Source organism: Solidesulfovibrio sp. DCME, assembly GCF_049995385.1.
GTDB lineage: Bacteria > Desulfobacterota > Desulfovibrionia > Desulfovibrionales > Desulfovibrionaceae > Solidesulfovibrio.
This window is the reverse complement of the sequence record NZ_CP188261.1, coordinates 5,045,001-5,061,359: the sequence shown is the minus strand read 5'-3', so window position 1 is coordinate 5,061,359 and position 16,359 is coordinate 5,045,001. Positions and strand designations below refer to the sequence as shown.

The following is a 16,359-nucleotide window of genomic DNA, read 5'->3' as shown; positions in this document are numbered from 1 at the left end:
CGGGCCGAAGTCTTGGATTTTTTGCTTTGAAAGCCTTTTCTTGTGATGCGGCGCTTCGCCGCTGGCGCCCTTGGTGGCGGAAATGGGGGCAACGTGCTGGCCGGCTTTGCGGCCTGCGGGTTGCCCCCATTTCCGCCACCAAACGGCCCGACGCCTCGCCGTCCGACGTTGTCACCGTGTCTGCACCCGCCTCGTCGACGAGGGGGTCCGGGGGGCATCATGCCCCCCGGCCGCCGGAGGCATCTTCCTCTTCCTTTACTTCGCCTTTTCCTCTACCCCGCTACCCGCGCAGGATCGTCTGCTTCCGGTCCGGCCCGACGGACAGGATGGAGCAGGTCGTTTTGAGCGACTGTTCGATGCGCGAGACGTATTCCCGCGCGGCCAGGGGCAGGTCTTCCCAGGCGGTGATGCCCGAGAGGTCTTCCTCCCAGCCCGGCATGGTCTCGTAGACCGGTTCCACGTGTTCCAGGGCGCCTTCTTCCTGGGGCGGGTACTCGTGGATCTTGCCCTTGTAGCGGTAGCCGATGCATATCTTGATTTCGTAGAGGCCGCTTAAGACATCAAGCTTGGTCAGCGCGATGTCGGTGGGGCCGGACAGGCGGGCCGATTCGCGCAAAAGCACCAGGTCGAGCCAGCCGCAGCGGCGTTTGCGGCCGGTGGTGGCGCCGAATTCGCCGCCTTTTTCCTGGAGGTAGTCGCCGATGGTGCCGAAGAGTTCGGTGGGGAAGGGACCCGAGCCCACGCGGGTGGTGTAGGCCTTGACCACGGCCACGACGCGGCCCAGCACGTCGGGCGAGCAGCCGCTGCCGGCGGCGGCCTGTCCGGAGACGGTGTTGGACGAGGTGACGAAGGGGTAGGTGCCGTGGTCGATGTCCAGGTGGGTCCCCTGGGCGCCTTCGAAGAGCACGTCGCCGCCGGCGGCCAGGGTCTTCTGGATGATGGAGGACACGTCGCCGAGGTAGGGCAGCAGCCGCCGGGTCACCGGGGTGATGGCCTCGGCCACGGCGCCCGGGTCCAGGGCCGGCATGTCGTAGAGCTTGGTGAAGAGGGTATTTTTTTCGATCAGCGCCAGGGTGATTTTCCTGGCCAGCAGCTCCGGATCGGCGAAGTCGCCGGCCCGGATGCCGATGCGGGCCATCTTGTCCTCGTAGCAGGGGCCGATGCCGCGCCCGGTGGTGCCGATCTTGCCGCCGGCGCGAAGCGTCTCGCGGGCGCCGTCCAGGAGCCGGTGGTAGGGCATGATGACATGGGTCTTGCGCGAGATCACGAGCCGTTCGGGCGAGACGTCGACACCCTTGGCGGCCAGGGTGTCCATTTCGCGGCACAGCACTTCCGGGTCCAGGACCACGCCGTTGCCGATGAGGCAGACCTTGCCGTCGTGGAGGATGCCCGAGGGCATGAGGTGGACGATGGTTTTTTCGCCGCCCACGACCAGGGTATGGCCGGCGTTGTTGCCGCCCTGGAAGCGGACCACGGCCTTGGCCGATTCGGTGAGCAGGTCGACGATCTTGCCCTTGCCCTCGTCGCCCCATTGGGCTCCGTGGATGACGACGCCCCGGCCCATGCCCGCGGCCGGCGTATTGCGGTATTCGCCCATAGCCTATGACTCCCCTGTATCCTTGGGCTTGAATTCCAGAACCTTGGCCCGGTGCGCTTTGACCTTTGGCCGGGGTTCGGGCTGGTGCGTCTCGGCGGGCGCTTCCGAGGCGGCCACCGGGATGATGCCGTCCGGGCCGGCGCCTTGCCCCGGCTGGCGGCCTTCGGCCCAATGATGGTTGAACAATTGATTTTTAAAGCGCATCCCCTGGATCATGGCCAGGACGAGGACCGCCTCTTCCCAGCGATGGGAAGGCTCGAACCGGCCCACCGCCTCGGCGTATTTGTCCCACAGGGCCATCAGCGAAGCTTCGTCGAAGGCCCGAAGCTGCCTGGCCATTTTCAAAAGCACCTGTTCCACGACCGTACCCCACCCACACGAGATGCCGCCGGCAACGCGGGCGGACAGGCCTTGTTAGCAGAAACGCCCGGGCCTTCCAATTGCAATTTGCCCAGGGCCGCCGGCTGTGCTAGGCATCCCCACGCACGTCACAGCAAGGAGCGGCCACGCCATGAGCGACCTGAAAAAAATGTACACCACCATGGTCGAGGACCCTTTCCCGGCCGAACTGGTCATCAGGCTCGGCGAGGCCGAACTGGCCTTCGCCAAGCGGACCTGGACCATCGACGGCGAGGAAAAGGGGCTACGCTACGGCGAAAACCCGGACCAGCCCGCCGCGCTCTACGCCCCCAAGGACGGCCGGCTGACCCTGGGCGGCGTGGCCTTTCGCGGCCCCGGCGACGGCCTGGTCTGCGCCGCCACGGAAGAGCACCTGCTCCAGTCCGGCAAACACCCCGGCAAGACCAATTTGACCGACGTGGATAACGGCGTCAACATTTTGCAATACCTGACCAAAAAGCCCGCCGCCGTGATCCTTAAGCACAACAACCCCTGCGGCGCGGCCTGGTCCGAGGCAGGGCTTTGCCCGGCCTTCGAAGCCGCCTTCGCCGCCGACCGCATCGCCGCCTTCGGCGGGGCCATCGTGGTCAACCGCACCCTGGACGTGGCCACGGCGGAAAAGATCAACGCCGTCTATTTCGAGGTCGTGGCCGCCCCGGACTACGAGCCCAAGGCCCTGGAAATCCTCAAGAGCAAAAAGAACCTGCGCATCTTCCGCCTGCCGGGCCTGGCCGCCCTGGACAAACTCGTGGGCCAGCCGTTCCTCGACATCAAATCCCTGGCCGACGGCGGGCTGGTGCTCCAGTTCTCCTTCCGTAACCGCATCCTGGCCGCCGAGGATTTCCTGGCCGCCACGGCCACGGACAAGGCCGGGACCACGGTCACGGCTCGGGCGCCGTCGCTGGCCGAAGCCGAGGATCTGCTCTTCGCCTGGGCCGTGGAGGCCGGCGTCAGCTCCAACTCGGTCATCTTCGCCAAAAACGGGGCCACCGTGGCCATCGGCACCGGCGAGCAGGACCGGGTGGGCGTGGTGGAATTGACCATCCACAAGGCCAAGACCAAGTACGCCGACGGCCTGGCCTTCGCCGCCTGCGGCAAGTCGCTCTACGAACTGACCCTGGCCGCCGCCGCCGACCCCGAGGCCGCCGCGCTGCTGGCCGGTATCCAGGCCAAGACGGAAATGGCCAACGGTGGGCTTGCCGGCTCGGTGGTGGTCTCGGACGGCTTTTTCCCCTTCCGCGACGGCGTCGACTTGTGCATCGGCGTGGGCGTGACGGCCATCGCCCAGCCCGGCGGCTCCATCCGCGACACCGAGGTCATCGCCGCCTGCAACGAAGCCGCGCCCCAGGTGGCCATGGTCTTCACGGGGCAGCGTTCGTTCCGGCATTAGGGGGAGAGGAATGAAGAATGCCTCCGGCGGCCGGGGGGCATGAGGCCCCCCGGACCCCCTCGTCGAGAAGAGGGGTGGACAGGGGGGGTGGAACACGCTAGGTCCGGCCTCCCGCATCAATATAAATTATAAATCCCCCCTTAAAAAGTTTTTGGGGAAGGAGGGGGGCCGGGGGGAGGGAACCCCTTTTTCCAAAAAGGGGTTCCCTCCCCCCGATTCCATCCCCTCCTTTCCCTAAAGGATATACATCGCATGGCGTTGGAGCGGTATGCCGGGCTGGGGTGTCTGGTGGAGTACATGCAGGGCAACCAGGCGCAGGTGGCCTGGGTCCTGGAGGAGGCCTCGGGCCGGCTGCGGCTTTATACCTTGACCCGGCGCGAGGAGAAGATGGCGCTGTCACGCGTGCTGCCCTGGATGGGGCCGCGCTACGACGGGGCCAGGGACCGCAGCGAGATCCTGGAGATCCTGGCCGCCCATCAGGCCAGGCGCGAGGCCGCGGCCAGGGCCATCGACCCGCTGGAGTTGTGGGAGCTGGCCCAGGGCGAGGTCCGCGAGGAGTCCGCCGTGTGGTTCGCCGGGCTGGTGGGCGAAACCCCGGATGTCGACGCCGTGGCGGCCATGGGCCGGGCGCTTCTCGCCTGCAAGACCCACTTCAAATTCCATCCGCCGAAATTCGAGGTCTTCCCGGCCGAACTGGTGGAGCGGCGCCTGGCCGAGGCCGCCCTGGCCGAGGAACGCGAGAAGGTGGTCGTGGCCGGCCAGGCCTTTTTCAAGGAGTTGTGGCAAAGCTGGCTCACCGGCGACCGCAAGAAGGCCCAGTCCCTTGCGGCCAAGCTCGACCCCGAGGCGGCCAAGCGGCTGGCCGCGCTTTTAAAGCGCCTCATGGCCGACGCCGAGGACGCCGAGTCCGCCACCCTGTGGGCCATGCTGCGCAAGGGCCTGCCCGAGCATCCCTTGCAGCCCTACATCCTGGCCACCCAGTGGGGCATCGTGCCGCCGCACTACAATTATCTGCTCGACCAGGCCGACTACGCCCCGGGTGACGACTGGTGGGCGCCGCTCGCCGCCGAGGTCGAGGCCCGCAAGGCCGGGTTGGCCGCCCTTAGCCGCGAGCCCGAGCCCATCCCCTTCGTCAGCGTCGATTCGCCCACCACCCGGGACATCGACGACGCCTTTTTCGCCAGCGCCCGCGAGGACGGCGGCATCCGCCTGGCCCTGGCCCTGGCCGACCCGGCCCTGGACTGGGAATTCGGCGGGCCCCTCGATGCGGCCGTGGCCGCCCGGGCCACCAGCCTCTACCTGCCCGAAGGCGTGTCCCACATGCTGCCCGAGGCCCTCGGCACCGGGCTCTACAGCCTCGTGGCCGGCCAGGTGCGGCCCTCCCTGGTCATGGAGTGGGATTTCGACGCCGCCGGCGAGATCGTCGGCTTCGCCATGCGCAAGTCCTTCGTGCGGGTGGCGGAAAATTCCACCTACGCCGCCGTGGAGGCCGCCCTGGACGGCCCGGGCGCCCCGGAGCACCTGCGGCTCGGCTACCGCCTGGCCGGGCAGTTGCGGCAACGGCGCCTGGAGCGCGGCGCGGTCATCATCGAGCGGCCCGAACCCGACATCGTCCTGACCGGATATCCCGAGGACGTGCAGGTGCGGGTGGGGCTTTGCCCGTCCTACCCCCGCTCCCAGCTCATGGTCAGCGAATTCATGATCCTCGGCAACACGGCCGCCGCCGAGTACGCCGTCTCGAACGGCGCGGCCATGCTCTTTCGCACCCAGGACGCGAGGCTCCCCCCGGAGATTCGCGGCATCCACGACGATCCGCCGGCCATCCAGCGGGCCGTGCGCGAGCTGCCGCCGACCCTGACCGAGCCCGACCCCCGGCCCCATGCCACCCTGGCCGCGCCGGCCTACGCCCCGGTCACCTCGCCCCTGCGGCGCTATGCCGACCTGGTCAACCTGGCCCAGCTGGAAAACCTGCTGCGCACGGGCGCGCCGCGCTGGAGCCGGGGCGAGCTCGAGGCCCGCCTGCCGGAACTCTCGGCCCGGGTCGAGGCCGTGGGCCGGGTGCAGCGCTTCCGGCCGCGCTATTGGAAACTGCTGTATCTCCAGCGCACCTGCCGCGAGCGCACCTTCGAGGGCGTGGTGGTGGACCTGGGCGGCGGCGGGTTCGTGTCCCTGGCCCTGCCGGATCTGCAGATGTATGTCCGGGCCACCCGGGATACGCTCGGCGACGCGGTTTACATCGGCCAACGGTATGCGCTACGTCTGGGGAAGATCGATCCGCTGACCAACGAGCTGCGGGTCTTCGGCGCGGAGGAGATTCCGGCCCGGCTGCCCGAGGGGGCCGAGGCCTATTTCATGGACGCCGGCGGCGCCAGTTAAAGTTGACGCAAGGAAGCCTCCGGCGGCCAGGAGGGGCGAGGCCCCTCCTGGACCTCCCCCAAGGGGGTACGGCCCCACCAAAACCCTTCTTAAGAGGGAAATGGAGAGGATATGGGCTTTTCGTTTGTTGTTGCCTGCGGGCTGTACCTCGTGCTGACGTACCTGGTGGCCGCCTTTCCCTTCGGGCTGGCCGTGGCCCTGGCCGGTTGCGGCATCGACCCGAGGCTGGCCGGCAGCCATAATACCGGGGCGACCAACGTGGCCAGGCTTTGCGGCACGCGCTACGGGGTGGTCACCTTGCTGCTCGACCTGGCCAAGGGCCTCGTGCCCGTGCTGGTGGCCCGGGCGCTGTCCGATTCGGCCGTGCTGCTCTCGCTGGTCATCGTCGTCGCCGTGGCCGGGCACATGTTTTCGGCCTTCCTTTACGGCAAGGGCGGCAAGGGCGTGGCCACGACCATCGGTGTGTTCCTGGCCGCCGCGCCGCTGCCGGCGCTTGTTTCCGTGGCTGCCTGCGTTGCCGTCATCAAGGCCACGGGCTTCGTGTCCGCCGGTTCGCTGACCCTGGCCGTGTGCCTGCCGATCCTGGTCTTTTTCCTCGGCCCGTGCGCCCTGACCCTGGCCGCCCTGGTCGTGGCCGGGCTCGTGATCTACAAGCACCGCGAGAACATCGCCCGGTTGCGGGCCGGCCAGGAAAAACCCTGGCGCAAGGGTGCCGCTGCGGCATGATTCACGTCGCGTACGCTTTCGCAGTCCTGGTTGCGATCAACGCCCTGGCCATGTGGGGCCTGTCCCGGTTGCGGCCGGGGCGTGGCCGCACGTCCGGCATGGGGGCGCTGGTCGCCCTGGACGCGGCCGTGGTGGTCCTTTTGGCCATCGAAATCGGCATGGCCCTTTTTTTCGCCCAGTCCGACGGCTTCAACATCACCATGTCCAGCCGCAACTGGTTCGCCCGCCATTGGCACCCGGTCAACGCCCTGGGCTACCGCGACGCCGAGCCCGCCCCCAAGGCGGCGGGGGAGAAACTGCTGGTGGTGCTCGGGGATTCCTTTGCCGCCGGGCACGGCATCGACCGGGCCGAGGACCGGTTCGGCGACGTGCTGGCCCGGGACCTGGGCCAGGGCTGGCGGGTGGCCAACGTGGCCAAGATCGGCTGGGACACGGTGGACGAGGACGAGGCCCTGCGGGCCTATCCCGTCGCGCCGGACGTGGTGGTTTTGGCCTACTTCGTCAACGACATCTACCGGGCGGCGCAAAAGGCCAACTTCCCGCTGCCTTTTACCATCCAGTTCCCCAAGAGCACCGTGGCCAAGTACCTGGTCGACCACTTCGCCCTGGCCAATTTCGTCTACTGGCGGTTGGCCCGCATGGGCAACGTGGACGACGCGGCCAAGGGCTTCTGGGACCGGCTCCGGGCCGCCTACGCCGATCCGGCCGTCTGGGCCGCCCACGAGGCGGAGCTCGATTCCCTGGTCGGCTGGTGCCGGGAGCACCGGGCTCGGCTGATCGCGCTTGTCATCCCGAGCCTTGTCGACGTGGCCGGCACCGCGCCCATGACGGCCAAGGCCGTCGCCTATTTCCGGGCGCGCGGCGTGGAGACCGTGGACCTGACGCCGATTCTCGCCGGCCGCGATCCGGCAGGCCTGGTGGTCAACGGCGTGGACAGCCACGCCAACGTGGCGCTCCACGCCGCCATGGCCGACCTGCTGCGCCGGGCCGTCCTGGCCGGGGAGGGCGGCCCGGCCACGGGCGAGGCCGCCCCGGCCCCGGCGCCGCAATAACCGCAAGCCGCCGCCGCGCATCGGGAGCCAGCGATGGACAGCGTCTTTCTCGTCGTCGATATGCTCAACGATTTCATCACCCCGGGCGGGAACCTCTATTTCCCCATGGGCCAGGGGGTCGTGGCGCCCATCGTCCGGCTGCGCCGGGCCTTCCGGGCCGCCGGGGTCACCGTGGTCTACGACAACGACGCCCATCCCGAGGATTCCGAGGAGTTCGCCCACTGGCCCGTGCACTGCGTCATGGGCACGGCCGGGGCGCGCCTGGTGGACGACCTGGCCGCCGGGCCGGGGGACATCATCATTCACAAGGACACGTTGTCGCTTTTCGCCGACGGCCGGGCGGCGTCGTTGCTGCGGGGGGTGGGGGCGAAACGGCTCTATGTCGCCGGCGTGGCCACGGAATACTGCGTCAAGGAAGCCGTGCTGCACGCCCTGGAGGCGGGCTTCGCCGTGACCGTGGTGGGCGACGCCATCGCCGCCGTGGACCTGGCCCCCGGCGACGGGGAGCGGGCCGTGGCGGCCATGGCCGCGGCCGGGGCGGATTTTACCACCACCGAAGCCCTGCTGGCCCAACTGTCCGCCCCGTCTTGAGCCCCCAAGGATAGCCTGGGCTTTTCCGAGGGAGGCGCTTCGAACGCACTCCTTTTTCCCAAAATAGCGTTTCCTGGGGCACGGCCCGTGGGCCGGGGTGTCCCGCCGCGCCTCAGGCGATGGGCGGGCCGTCGGCCAGGCGCATGGTCAAAAGCATCTTGCCGTCGGGCAGGGGCACGGCCGTGAATTCCATGTTCCTGTCGCTGCCGTCGCCGCAACGGACCGGAAACACACGCGAGCCAGGCCGGCCGACGGCCGTCTGCCAGTCGGCGGCGACGCGGGCCCGCAGTTCGGGGTCGGGATAGGCCTTTTCCAGCCAGGCCTGGGCATCGGGAATGTCCCGGGCCGTGTAGCCCACGATATCCACGAAGGCCTTGTTGAGGAACAGCGTGCGTCCGTCTGCGCCGACCAGGCTGGCCGCGTAGGGCACGTGGTCGAGGATGGTGCGCAGCTCCCGGGCGCTGCTTGCGATTTCCTCCTGGGCCTTGGCCAGGGCGGTGACGTCCTCGGCGTGGAGCATGACCGTGTCCGGCGCGGCGAAGACGAAGGTCATGTCGAAGATGCCGGGTTCCGGTGCCCCGGGCGGGCGGAAAGCCAGTCGCTTGCGGCTGGTGCGCCGGGCTTCGAAGGCGTTCCACAGGGCCAGGTAGACGTCCGGGGCATCGTCGAAGATGGCCCCGGCCGGGGCTTCCAGGCAGGTGCCGATACGCCCCCGGAAAAGGGCCTCGGCCGCCTTGTTGGCGTCGACGAGGACCAGTTCGCGGTCCTTGAGGGCGAACGTCAGGCTCGGCAGGGGAAAATTGCGCAAATGGGTCTGGAGGCGTTCCTCCCGGGCCGCCAGTGCCGCTTCCATCCGCTTGTGTTCGGTGATGTCCTCGATAAACCCCTCCACCACCGCTTGCCCCGCGTGCTTCACCAGCCGGACGCAGATCCGGCCGGTGAATGTCGAGCCGTCCCGGCGCACATTGACGGCTTCCAGCCGGAGGGGGCCGCTGGCGCGGCGCAACTGCCCCACGAGGGCCGCCCGTTTGTCCGGGTCCAGGAAGACCTTGGCGGCGGACTGTCCGATGGCCTCGATCATGTCCCGGGGTGTGACATAGCCGAACAGGCGGGCCGTGGCTTGGTTGACCCACAGGATGCGGCCGTCGGGCGTGGAATGGAAAAGCCCGAGGCCGGCATCGTCGAAGAATTGGCGGTAGCGGGAATCCTCGGTTTGCGCCTCCGGGAGGGGGCACCGTTGCCTGGTGACGTCGCGGCCGTAGGCGTTGACCGCGTCGCTGTCGGGAAGCGGACAGAGCGTGATTTCCAGGACCGCCGCGTCAAGGGGGATGTCGATGCGGCGGATCGCTCCCGTTTCCCTGGCCAGGAGCGCCGCTTCGGCCAGGGGCGGCGGCACGGGCTCGCCCACGGTCATGCCCAGGGCGCGTAAGAGCGGGGCGCTGGCCGGATTGGCGTAGGCCAGCCGGCCGTCCGGGGCCAGCCGCAGGACCGGGTGGGGGTTGTCCTCGGGAAAGCGGGCCATGGAGCGCAGGTTTTCCTGGGCCTGGCGTTCGCTGGTCACGTCCTGCACCGTGCCGTGGATACGGGTCACCTGGCCGGAGGCGTCGCGTTCGGCCCGGGCCACGGCCTTGCCGTACCGCCACAGGCCGTCGGCCCGGCGAAACCGGTAGGTGTAGCGCTGGAGCCCCTTGCCGACCAGCAGCCTGCGGCGCACCGCCGCGACGGTCGGCTGGTCGTCGGGATGCACCAGGGTGAGGAATGCGTCATAAGTCGGAATGGGGCTGCCCGGGGGCAGGCCGAAGATGCGCTGGAATTCCTCGGACCAGAAATCCTGGCCCGTGCCCAGGTCGCGGGTGAAGCTGCCGACCCGGGCCAGGCGCTGGGTTTCGCGAAACGAACTGGCCAGGGTGCGCAGGTCGTGCCAGGGGGACAGCCCCGGTTCGGGCAGGGCGGCCAGTTCCCGGACCAGGGGGAGGATCGCTTCCGGCCGGGCCAGCAAGGCCTGGCGCACGTCGGCCGGAATCTTGCCGGCCAGGGCCAGGAGCGTGTCCGGCGATTCGCCCAGTTCGGCGGCCAGGGCCAGGATGTGGCCTTCGGACAGGCTTGGGGACGCGCCCCGTTCCAGGCGGCTGAGGTAGGAGGGTTGGATGCCCAGGCGTGTCGCGAGCTGCCGCAAGGAATAGGCCGGGTCGGTCGCCAGGAGGGCTAGGCGTTTTTCCCGGATGCGCCGGCCGAACGGATGGACTTCCCGCATGTGTGCACCATAGCGTGCACAGCGGATGGTGGCAATGCCCTGTGGCGTTTTAAGCGGTCGCGTGCGTTTCCGGCAAAAGGGCCGTGCCGTGGGCCAGGGCCAGCAGCCGGGTGGCCAGGGCGTCCGTGTCGGCGGGCGCGGCCCCCGCCTCGTTTTCCAGGCGGCTGGCGGCCTCCCGGGCGGCGGTTTCCAGCTCCGGCCGGTCCGGGTCGGTGAAGGCGGCCAGTTGGCTGGCGGCTTTCTCCCGCTTGCCCAGGGCCAAAAGGGTCAGGCCGAGCAGCAGGCGGGCCGTAGGCGCGGCGCCGTCGGTCAGGCGCAGCACGTGTTCGAATTCCACCCGGGCCTGGATCATCTGGCCGGTGGCGAAAAGGGCGTGGCCCAGGCGCAACCGGGCCTCGGGGTTGGACAGGTCGCCCCGGACCGAGGCCCGGTAGGCGGTCACGGCCGCGGGGTAATCACCGGCGGCGTAGGCCGCCTCGGCCGCGGCGTGGCGGTCGGGGGCCTCGGCCTGGGGGCCGGGCTTGGGGATTTCACGGCCAAGCAGGGCCCGGACGAGGTGGCGGCGGGAGAACGTGGGGCGGTCGTTGTCGGCCATGGCCTGCTCCTTGGCTTATTGGGGCTTTCCCTGGTCGCGGCGGAAAAACACGGCTTCGATGTCGCGGATGCGGTCGTCGCCGGCGGCGGCGACCTCGGGCAGCAGGTACTCGGGCAGGCCCAGGGACTGCCAGGCCGCCTCGCGCAGCGCCGGGACGGGCGAACCGGAAAAAGCCGGCCAGGACCAGGCCGTGGCCAGGATGTCGGCCACGTGGACCAGGGCGGTCTCGCGCGAGGCGGCGTCGCTTGGCGGCTGGTGATGGTCGGCGACGAGGCGCGTGAGGGTCTCGGGAAAGTGCCAGCCGGTGAGCAGGGTCTGGCCCACCAGGGCGTGGTCGAAGCCGAGAACCGCGGTTTCGGCCTCGGTGTCGGGCAGCCCTTCCACGCGCGACAGCAGCAGCGCCCGGGCGGCCGCCGCCGGCAGCTTGCGCAGGATGACCAACTGGCCGATGTCGTGGAGCAGCCCGCCCACGAAGGCCCTGTCCGAGGCGGTGCCCGGGCAGGCGGCGGCGAGCAGCGAGGCGTAGACGGCGCAGGCCGCGGCGTGGCGCCAGAAGGCCCGCATGTCCCACAGCCCGGGCTCGATGTCGTCGAAGGCGGTCAGCGCCGCCAGGCCCAGGACCAGGGTAGTCAGTTCCTTGCGCCCGACCATGGCCACGGCCCGGGTGATGGAGTCGATGGGCGTGCGGGCGGCGTAATGGGGGCTGTTGACCAGGCGCAGGAGCTTGGCCGAAAGGCTCGGGTCGCGGCCGATGATGGCGGCCAGGTCCTGGGGCGTGGTGTTTTCCGCCTCCAGGGCCGACAGCAGCCGGACGTGGACCTCGGGCAGGGTGGCCAGTTCCACTTCGCCGGACACGAGGCTGGCCGGGTCGATGGTTTCCGGGCCGAAAAGCTGGCGTTCCGGGGCAAACCCCGTCAGGGAGGGCGTGAGGGCGGCGGCGTCCAGGTCCAGGCCCTCGGCCAGGGCCCGCGACGCGGCGCGCCCGGCGGCCAGCTCGAAGACCGCCTGGCCGAAGGGGGCGGCGATGTCCAGGGCGGCGAATCGCGGCCGCAGAAGGGCCCGGCAGCGGGCCAGGGTTTCGGCGAAATCCCCGTCGTCGGCCTCGTCCTGGCCGTCGGTGTCGGGTTGCGGGGCGAGTATTTCCACGTCCCGTACGCCAAAGGCCCGCATGGAGCGCAGATGTTCCTCGGAGATGACGGTCCCTTTGGGCAGCAGCAGGAGGCCGTGCTGGCCGCTGATGTCCTTGCCGGCCACCATGCCGTGTACCACTGCGTCGATATTGACTTTGACCACCGTGCCCCGCCTCCGGCTGCGCCGTTTATCCTTCCCGCGCCCGCGGCGCGTGGGTTAAGATTGTAATAAAGCTAAATGAAAGAAAAGGACCCAGACGGGCTGGCTGGGTGGTTTTTGCCGAACGATCCGGGGTGTGTAGTCTAACACGCTTGTTTTGTTGATGTTAAAATAAATTTCAATCGTTGTGTGTTTTGGCCCGCGATTTGCTTTTAGAAAAACGCGAGCGCGGTGGGCGAAAGCCGAAACCACACCGCACAAATCACCTGGCCGTGGCGGCCACCCCCTAGCCTCCTCCCCCAACACGCCACCACGGCCTTTTTAGGAAGCCGTTTGGGTCACTCCCTGGGCCCGGGCGGCTTCCGCTTTTTGGGGCCGCGCCGGCCCGTCCGGAAAGTCTTGAATCACGACCGAATCCTGGATAAAGAGGATAAGGACCGCCACGGCGGATGGGCTGTCGCCTGGGTCAAAGGGCGCGGCCATGGGGCCGTCCTTCCTCGATTTTTTCATGGAGCAGGTATTGGAAACGAACGAATCCGGACCCCAGGCCTTTTTGGAGTTCGTCAACCAGCGGTTGGCCAAGCGGCAGCGGGAACTCGACGCGGCCGTCAAATTCTCCAGCCATCACGCCCAGGTGGAGTCCATCATCGCGGAGTTGCGGGCCGTGCGCGCCAAGTTCGTGACACTCATGCGCCGGGAGGGGCTGCTGTGAAGAGGGCTTTTCAGGCGATCCTGGCCCCGGTGTGCCTGCTGTGCCTGCTGTTTCTTTCCGCCGGCCCGGCCCGGGCCCAGGCCGGGCTCGACATCGTCGGCAACTGGACGGCCTCGGTCCTCGGCCAGGAGGTCACGGCCAGCTTCACCCGCCAGGGCGACATGATCCGGGGCGTGGTCGTCATCCCGGACATCGGCGGCGGCACGAACACCTATCATCTGGCCGGCGTGATCCTGGGCGCCGATTTCGCCGCCCAGCACGGCAGCGGCCATCTGCTCAAGGGAACCCTCACCGGCCCGAACACGGCCGAGGCCGTCTTTTCCCCCAAAACCGGCCCCAGCCTCGCCCTGCACCTCAAGCGGCGGGCCGGCCCCTAGCGTTGCGTCCTTGAATATGTGTATATATGGGAACAACACCATAAAATAACTATTTTTCTTAAAAATACTCCCGTATTTTTAAGGGACGCAACACGAGCGCCGCATCCACGAAGAAGGCCGGCGCGTTTTCGAGGACCATGCCGGCGAATCATTCATTTTGCCACATGCGGTCGTAAGGTGGCAGGGGCGCCAGCCTACGTTTCGGCGTTCCTTTTTTGCCCCGGCGGCACCACCGGCACGGTTTCGTCCTTGGCCCGGTCGGTCCAGACCCGCTTGATGGTTTCCACATCCTCGGGGGGCAGCGTGGCCTCGATGGCGTCGAAGGTCCTGTTGCGGAAAAACACCAGGTCCTGGTAGCTGGGGGCCTTTTGGATCAGCTCCAGATAATAGGTGATATTTTTGTCCTGCTCCATGGCGTCGTCCTCCCGGTCACCCGGTGTCCGTGAGGGAGGTGTAGCCGAGGCGGCGGCGCGGAGCAACTCTCAGGCAGGCTCGGGACTGTTGAAGGCGCCGCACTTCTCGCAGACGAACCCGGCGTATTCGGGTTCTCCGTCGTCGCCGATCCAGACTTCCACCTCGTTGCGTTCCGAACAGTTGGCACAATAGATCAGCGCGATGTGGTTTTCCGGGTCGTAGTCGCATTCCACACCGCAAAGGATGAGCGTCTGCGTAAAGGCCATGGCCGCCTCCTCGCCGCCGTGCCGGCGCGTTTGATTCCTTTTATCACGGCCCGGCGCCAGGGCAAGGGGGCGCGGCGATTTTGCCGGCCCCCATTGCCAGACGCCGCCGCCCGGGCTATCCCCGACCGGCCGGCCGCCGCCGCCAAGGACTCGCCATGCCCGTGCGCCCAACCCCGCAGCCCCTGGTCCTCCACGACGCCTTCGCCTTTCCCGGCGGTGGCGAGAACGTGGCCGTGACCCTGGCCCGGGCTTTCGGGGCGGCGCTTTTCACCGGCGAATACGCGCCCGGCGCCTTTCCCCAAGGCTATTTCGACACGCCGCCGCAAAGCCTCGACGCCGCCCGAACCCATCCGCTGGCCGCGCGGCTCTCGAAAACCCTGGCCATGCGCCTGGCCTTCGCCCGGTTTCCCCAGACGGCCGCGCCCCTGGCCATCCACAGCGGCACCCTGTGCCTGCTGGCCCAGGCCCGCATCCACGGCCCGCAGATCCTCTATTGCCACACGCCGCCGCGCATCCTCTACGATCACCGCGACTTCTACCGCGCCCGCCAAAGCGCCCTGCGCCGGCCGCTCTACGACCTGCTCGCAGCCGGCTACCGCCGGGCCTACGAGCGGGCCGCCCGGGCCATGGACGCCATTGTCGCCAATTCCGAAACCGTGCGCCGGCGCATCGAAACGTTTCTCGGCCTGCCCGCGACCGTCGTGCCTCCGCCCGTGGACGTGGCCGCCTTCCGCAACCTCGGCCAGGAGCCGTTCTACCTGTCCACGGCCCGGGTGGACGTGCTCAAGCGGGTGGACGTCATCGTGCGCGCCTTCCGCGACCTGCCGGACAAGCGGCTGGTCGTGGTCTCGGGCGGCTCGGAGCTCGACCGCGTGCGCGCCCTGGCCGCCGGCTGCCCCAACATCGACATCCGCGGCTGGACGCCCGGCGACGAACTGCGCCGCCTGGTCGGCACCTGCCTGGCCACCATCTACATTCCCCGCGACGAGGATTTCGGCATCTCCCCGGTGGAATCCATGGCCGCCGGCAAACCCGTCCTTGGCGTGCGCGAAGGCGGGCTGCGGGAGACGGTGGTGGACGGCCAGACCGGTATTTTGCTGCCGCCGGACCCGGGGCCGCAGGATGTGGCCCGGGGTGTGGCCGCGCTTGACGGGGCGACGGCCCTGGCCATGCGCCCGGCCTGCGAGGAAAGGGCACGGTTGTTCGACACGGCGGTGTTCGTGGAGAAGATGCGGGACGTGGTGCGGGGCGTGATGCCCAGTTGAAGGATGGACGCGGGGAAGGCGTGAAGATGCCTCCGGCGGCCGGGGGGCATGATGCCCCCCGGACCCCCTCGAAGGGGCGGGCGGGGGCATGGTCGGCAACGTCGGATGGCGGTGCGTCGGACCATGTGGTCGCGCAATGGGCCAGGCCGATGCAGGCCGCAAAGCCGGCCAGCTCGGCCTGGCCCATTGCGCGACCACGGGCGCCAGCGGCGAAGCGCCGCATGGGAAGAGCAAGGCAAAAGTGGGAATACCCCTTTAAGAGTTTTTAGGGAGGGTGGGGGGCCGGGGGGAGGGAACCCCTTTTTGCAAAAAGGGGTTCCCTCCCCCCGATTCCCTTGGCCGCACATGAGAAAGCTACGCGTCATCGTCAATGCCGTGCCGCTGGCCACGGTCAATACCGGCATCGGCCGGTATCTGCGCTGCCTGTACGGGGCCTTGGAGCGGGCGTATGGGGACCGGCTGGAGATCGGCTATTTCGACGGCAAGCGGGTGAGCGGGGAGCCGCCGCGCCCGCCGGCGAACCTGGCCGCCCGGTCGCGCCTGACCGATTTGCTGTGGAAGCTGCCGCCGCTGGCGGCCCTTGGCGTGCGCCTGGCCCGGCACTATGCCCGCGAGGTCGCCTTTTACAAGGCCGCCCGGGGCTACGACGTCTACCACGAGGCGGCGTTTTTCCCGTTTCGGGTGTCGGGGTCGGTCAAAACCGTTTTTACGGTCCACGACCTGTCGCTGCTGACCTTTCCCGAGCACCATCCGGCGGAGCGGGTGCGCTATTTCCGGCTGTTTTTCTTCAGGCGTCTGGCCAAGGTGTCGCGTTTCCTGGCCGTGTCGGGTTTCACCAAGGCCGAGATGGTGCGCCTCCTGGGCCTCGATCCGGGCCGCATCCGCGTGACCTGGAACGCCCACGAGCCGGAGGTCTTCCATCCCCTGGACGGCCCCTTGCCGCCGGCCGTGCCCGAGCGTTATTTCCTGTTCGTCGGCACCTACGACCCCCGCAAGAACATGCACGTCATCCCCCAGGCCCTGGCTGTCTCCGGCCTCGACGTCCCCCTGGTCAC

Annotated in this window: 16 protein-coding genes (1 of these 16 cut by a window edge); 9 read left to right on the top strand and 7 right to left on the bottom strand. The window is 68.6% G+C overall.

The window, feature by feature from the left end:
* Nucleotides 1-280: 280 nt before the first annotated feature.
* Both ACP59X_RS22365 and ACP59X_RS22360 read right to left on the bottom strand, forming a co-directional pair.
* Nucleotides 281-1,597 (bottom strand): adenylosuccinate synthase, encoded by a 1,317-nt coding sequence (locus tag ACP59X_RS22365; RefSeq protein WP_428562805.1) that lies wholly within the window; start codon nucleotides 1,595-1,597, stop codon nucleotides 281-283.
* Between the two features lie 3 nt (nucleotides 1,598-1,600).
* Complete coding sequence (locus tag ACP59X_RS22360; RefSeq protein WP_428562803.1) at nucleotides 1,601-1,957, bottom strand: hypothetical protein; 357 nt, start codon at nucleotides 1,955-1,957, stop codon at nucleotides 1,601-1,603.
* 151 nt (nucleotides 1,958-2,108) lie between these two features.
* On the opposite strand from ACP59X_RS22360, the gene ACP59X_RS22355 reads away from it, so the two are divergent.
* The 5 genes from ACP59X_RS22355 (at nucleotide 2,109) to ACP59X_RS22335 (ending at nucleotide 8,131) form a co-directional block, all read left to right on the top strand.
* Complete coding sequence (locus ACP59X_RS22355; protein WP_428562801.1) at nucleotides 2,109-3,386, top strand: IMP cyclohydrolase; 1,278 nt, start codon at nucleotides 2,109-2,111, stop codon at nucleotides 3,384-3,386.
* A 252-nt stretch (nucleotides 3,387-3,638) separates the two neighbouring features.
* Complete coding sequence (locus ACP59X_RS22350) at nucleotides 3,639-5,762, top strand: ribonuclease catalytic domain-containing protein (protein ID WP_428562799.1); 2,124 nt, start codon at nucleotides 3,639-3,641, stop codon at nucleotides 5,760-5,762.
* 111 nt (nucleotides 5,763-5,873) lie between these two features.
* Nucleotides 5,874-6,488 (top strand): glycerol-3-phosphate 1-O-acyltransferase PlsY, encoded by a 615-nt coding sequence (gene plsY / locus ACP59X_RS22345; protein ID WP_428562797.1) that lies wholly within the window; start codon nucleotides 5,874-5,876, stop codon nucleotides 6,486-6,488.
* Nucleotides 6,485-7,540: an SGNH/GDSL hydrolase family protein gene (locus ACP59X_RS22340; RefSeq protein ID WP_428562795.1), complete on the top strand. Its 1,056-nt coding sequence runs from the start codon at nucleotides 6,485-6,487 to the stop codon at nucleotides 7,538-7,540. The genes plsY and ACP59X_RS22340 overlap by 4 nt, the downstream gene beginning before the upstream one ends.
* Before the next feature lie 33 nt (nucleotides 7,541-7,573).
* The gene (locus ACP59X_RS22335; protein ID WP_428562793.1) at nucleotides 7,574-8,131 is read left to right on the top strand and encodes a cysteine hydrolase family protein; all 558 of its coding nucleotides are present in this window, start codon (nucleotides 7,574-7,576) and stop codon (nucleotides 8,129-8,131) included.
* 112 nt (nucleotides 8,132-8,243) lie between these two features.
* Here ACP59X_RS22335 and ACP59X_RS22330 read toward each other — a convergent pair whose 3' ends face one another.
* Genes ACP59X_RS22330 through ACP59X_RS22320 form a run of 3 tightly spaced genes read right to left on the bottom strand, consistent with a single transcriptional unit; the run spans nucleotide 8,244 to nucleotide 12,273 of the window.
* Nucleotides 8,244-10,385: a PAS domain S-box protein gene (locus ACP59X_RS22330; protein WP_428562791.1), complete on the bottom strand. Its 2,142-nt coding sequence runs from the start codon at nucleotides 10,383-10,385 to the stop codon at nucleotides 8,244-8,246.
* A 49-nt stretch (nucleotides 10,386-10,434) separates the two neighbouring features.
* Nucleotides 10,435-10,980 (bottom strand): tetratricopeptide repeat protein, encoded by a 546-nt coding sequence (locus tag ACP59X_RS22325; protein WP_428562789.1) that lies wholly within the window; start codon nucleotides 10,978-10,980, stop codon nucleotides 10,435-10,437.
* A 15-nt stretch (nucleotides 10,981-10,995) separates the two neighbouring features.
* Nucleotides 10,996-12,273: an HDOD domain-containing protein gene (locus tag ACP59X_RS22320; protein ID WP_428562787.1), complete on the bottom strand. Its 1,278-nt coding sequence runs from the start codon at nucleotides 12,271-12,273 to the stop codon at nucleotides 10,996-10,998.
* A gap of 478 nt (nucleotides 12,274-12,751) precedes the next feature.
* On the opposite strand from ACP59X_RS22320, the gene ACP59X_RS22315 reads away from it, so the two are divergent.
* Together ACP59X_RS22315 and ACP59X_RS22310 are read left to right on the top strand one after the other, a co-directional pair.
* Nucleotides 12,752-12,982: a hypothetical protein gene (locus tag ACP59X_RS22315; RefSeq protein WP_428562785.1), complete on the top strand. Its 231-nt coding sequence runs from the start codon at nucleotides 12,752-12,754 to the stop codon at nucleotides 12,980-12,982.
* The gene (locus tag ACP59X_RS22310) at nucleotides 12,979-13,359 is read left to right on the top strand and encodes a hypothetical protein (RefSeq protein WP_428562784.1); all 381 of its coding nucleotides are present in this window, start codon (nucleotides 12,979-12,981) and stop codon (nucleotides 13,357-13,359) included. Before ACP59X_RS22315 ends, ACP59X_RS22310 begins: the two co-directional genes overlap by 4 nt.
* 194 nt (nucleotides 13,360-13,553) lie before the next feature.
* Here ACP59X_RS22310 and ACP59X_RS22305 read toward each other — a convergent pair whose 3' ends face one another.
* Together ACP59X_RS22305 and ACP59X_RS22300 are read right to left on the bottom strand one after the other, a co-directional pair.
* Complete coding sequence (locus ACP59X_RS22305) at nucleotides 13,554-13,772, bottom strand: hypothetical protein (protein WP_428562782.1); 219 nt, start codon at nucleotides 13,770-13,772, stop codon at nucleotides 13,554-13,556.
* Between the two features lie 69 nt (nucleotides 13,773-13,841).
* Nucleotides 13,842-14,039, bottom strand: coding sequence for a hypothetical protein (locus ACP59X_RS22300; RefSeq protein ID WP_428562780.1), 198 nt, complete (start codon nucleotides 14,037-14,039; stop codon nucleotides 13,842-13,844).
* A 155-nt stretch (nucleotides 14,040-14,194) separates the two neighbouring features.
* Between ACP59X_RS22300 and ACP59X_RS22295 the strand changes: the two genes are divergently transcribed.
* Nucleotides 14,195-15,304, top strand: a complete 1,110-nt coding sequence (locus ACP59X_RS22295; protein ID WP_428562778.1) for a glycosyltransferase — start codon at nucleotides 14,195-14,197, stop codon at nucleotides 15,302-15,304.
* Nucleotides 15,305-15,649: 345 nt separating this feature from the next.
* A protein-coding gene (locus tag ACP59X_RS22290; protein ID WP_428562776.1) for a glycosyltransferase family 4 protein crosses the window boundary here: on the top strand, nucleotides 15,650-16,359 show its 5' portion. The gene runs 406 nt beyond the window's last position; the window shows 710 of its 1,116 coding nt (coding positions 1-710); it begins with the start codon at nucleotides 15,650-15,652; its stop codon lies off the right edge, out of view.

Coding starts and splice junctions, on each gene's coding strand:
- ACP59X_RS22365 (WP_428562805.1), bottom strand. CDS start 1,597: ATGGGCGAATACCGCAATACGCCGGCCGCGGGCATGGGCCGGGGCGTC.
- ACP59X_RS22355 (WP_428562801.1), top strand. CDS start 2,109: ATGAGCGACCTGAAAAAAATGTACACCACCATGGTCGAGGACCCTTTC.
- ACP59X_RS22350 (WP_428562799.1), top strand. CDS start 3,639: ATGGCGTTGGAGCGGTATGCCGGGCTGGGGTGTCTGGTGGAGTACATG.
- plsY (WP_428562797.1), top strand. CDS start 5,874: ATGGGCTTTTCGTTTGTTGTTGCCTGCGGGCTGTACCTCGTGCTGACG.
- ACP59X_RS22340 (WP_428562795.1), top strand. CDS start 6,485: ATGATTCACGTCGCGTACGCTTTCGCAGTCCTGGTTGCGATCAACGCC.
- ACP59X_RS22335 (WP_428562793.1), top strand. CDS start 7,574: ATGGACAGCGTCTTTCTCGTCGTCGATATGCTCAACGATTTCATCACC.
- ACP59X_RS22330 (WP_428562791.1), bottom strand. CDS start 10,385: ATGCGGGAAGTCCATCCGTTCGGCCGGCGCATCCGGGAAAAACGCCTA.
- ACP59X_RS22325 (WP_428562789.1), bottom strand. CDS start 10,980: ATGGCCGACAACGACCGCCCCACGTTCTCCCGCCGCCACCTCGTCCGG.
- ACP59X_RS22315 (WP_428562785.1), top strand. CDS start 12,752: ATGGGGCCGTCCTTCCTCGATTTTTTCATGGAGCAGGTATTGGAAACG.
- ACP59X_RS22305 (WP_428562782.1), bottom strand. CDS start 13,772: ATGGAGCAGGACAAAAATATCACCTATTATCTGGAGCTGATCCAAAAG.
- ACP59X_RS22300 (WP_428562780.1), bottom strand. CDS start 14,039: ATGGCCTTTACGCAGACGCTCATCCTTTGCGGTGTGGAATGCGACTAC.
- ACP59X_RS22295 (WP_428562778.1), top strand. CDS start 14,195: ATGCCCGTGCGCCCAACCCCGCAGCCCCTGGTCCTCCACGACGCCTTC.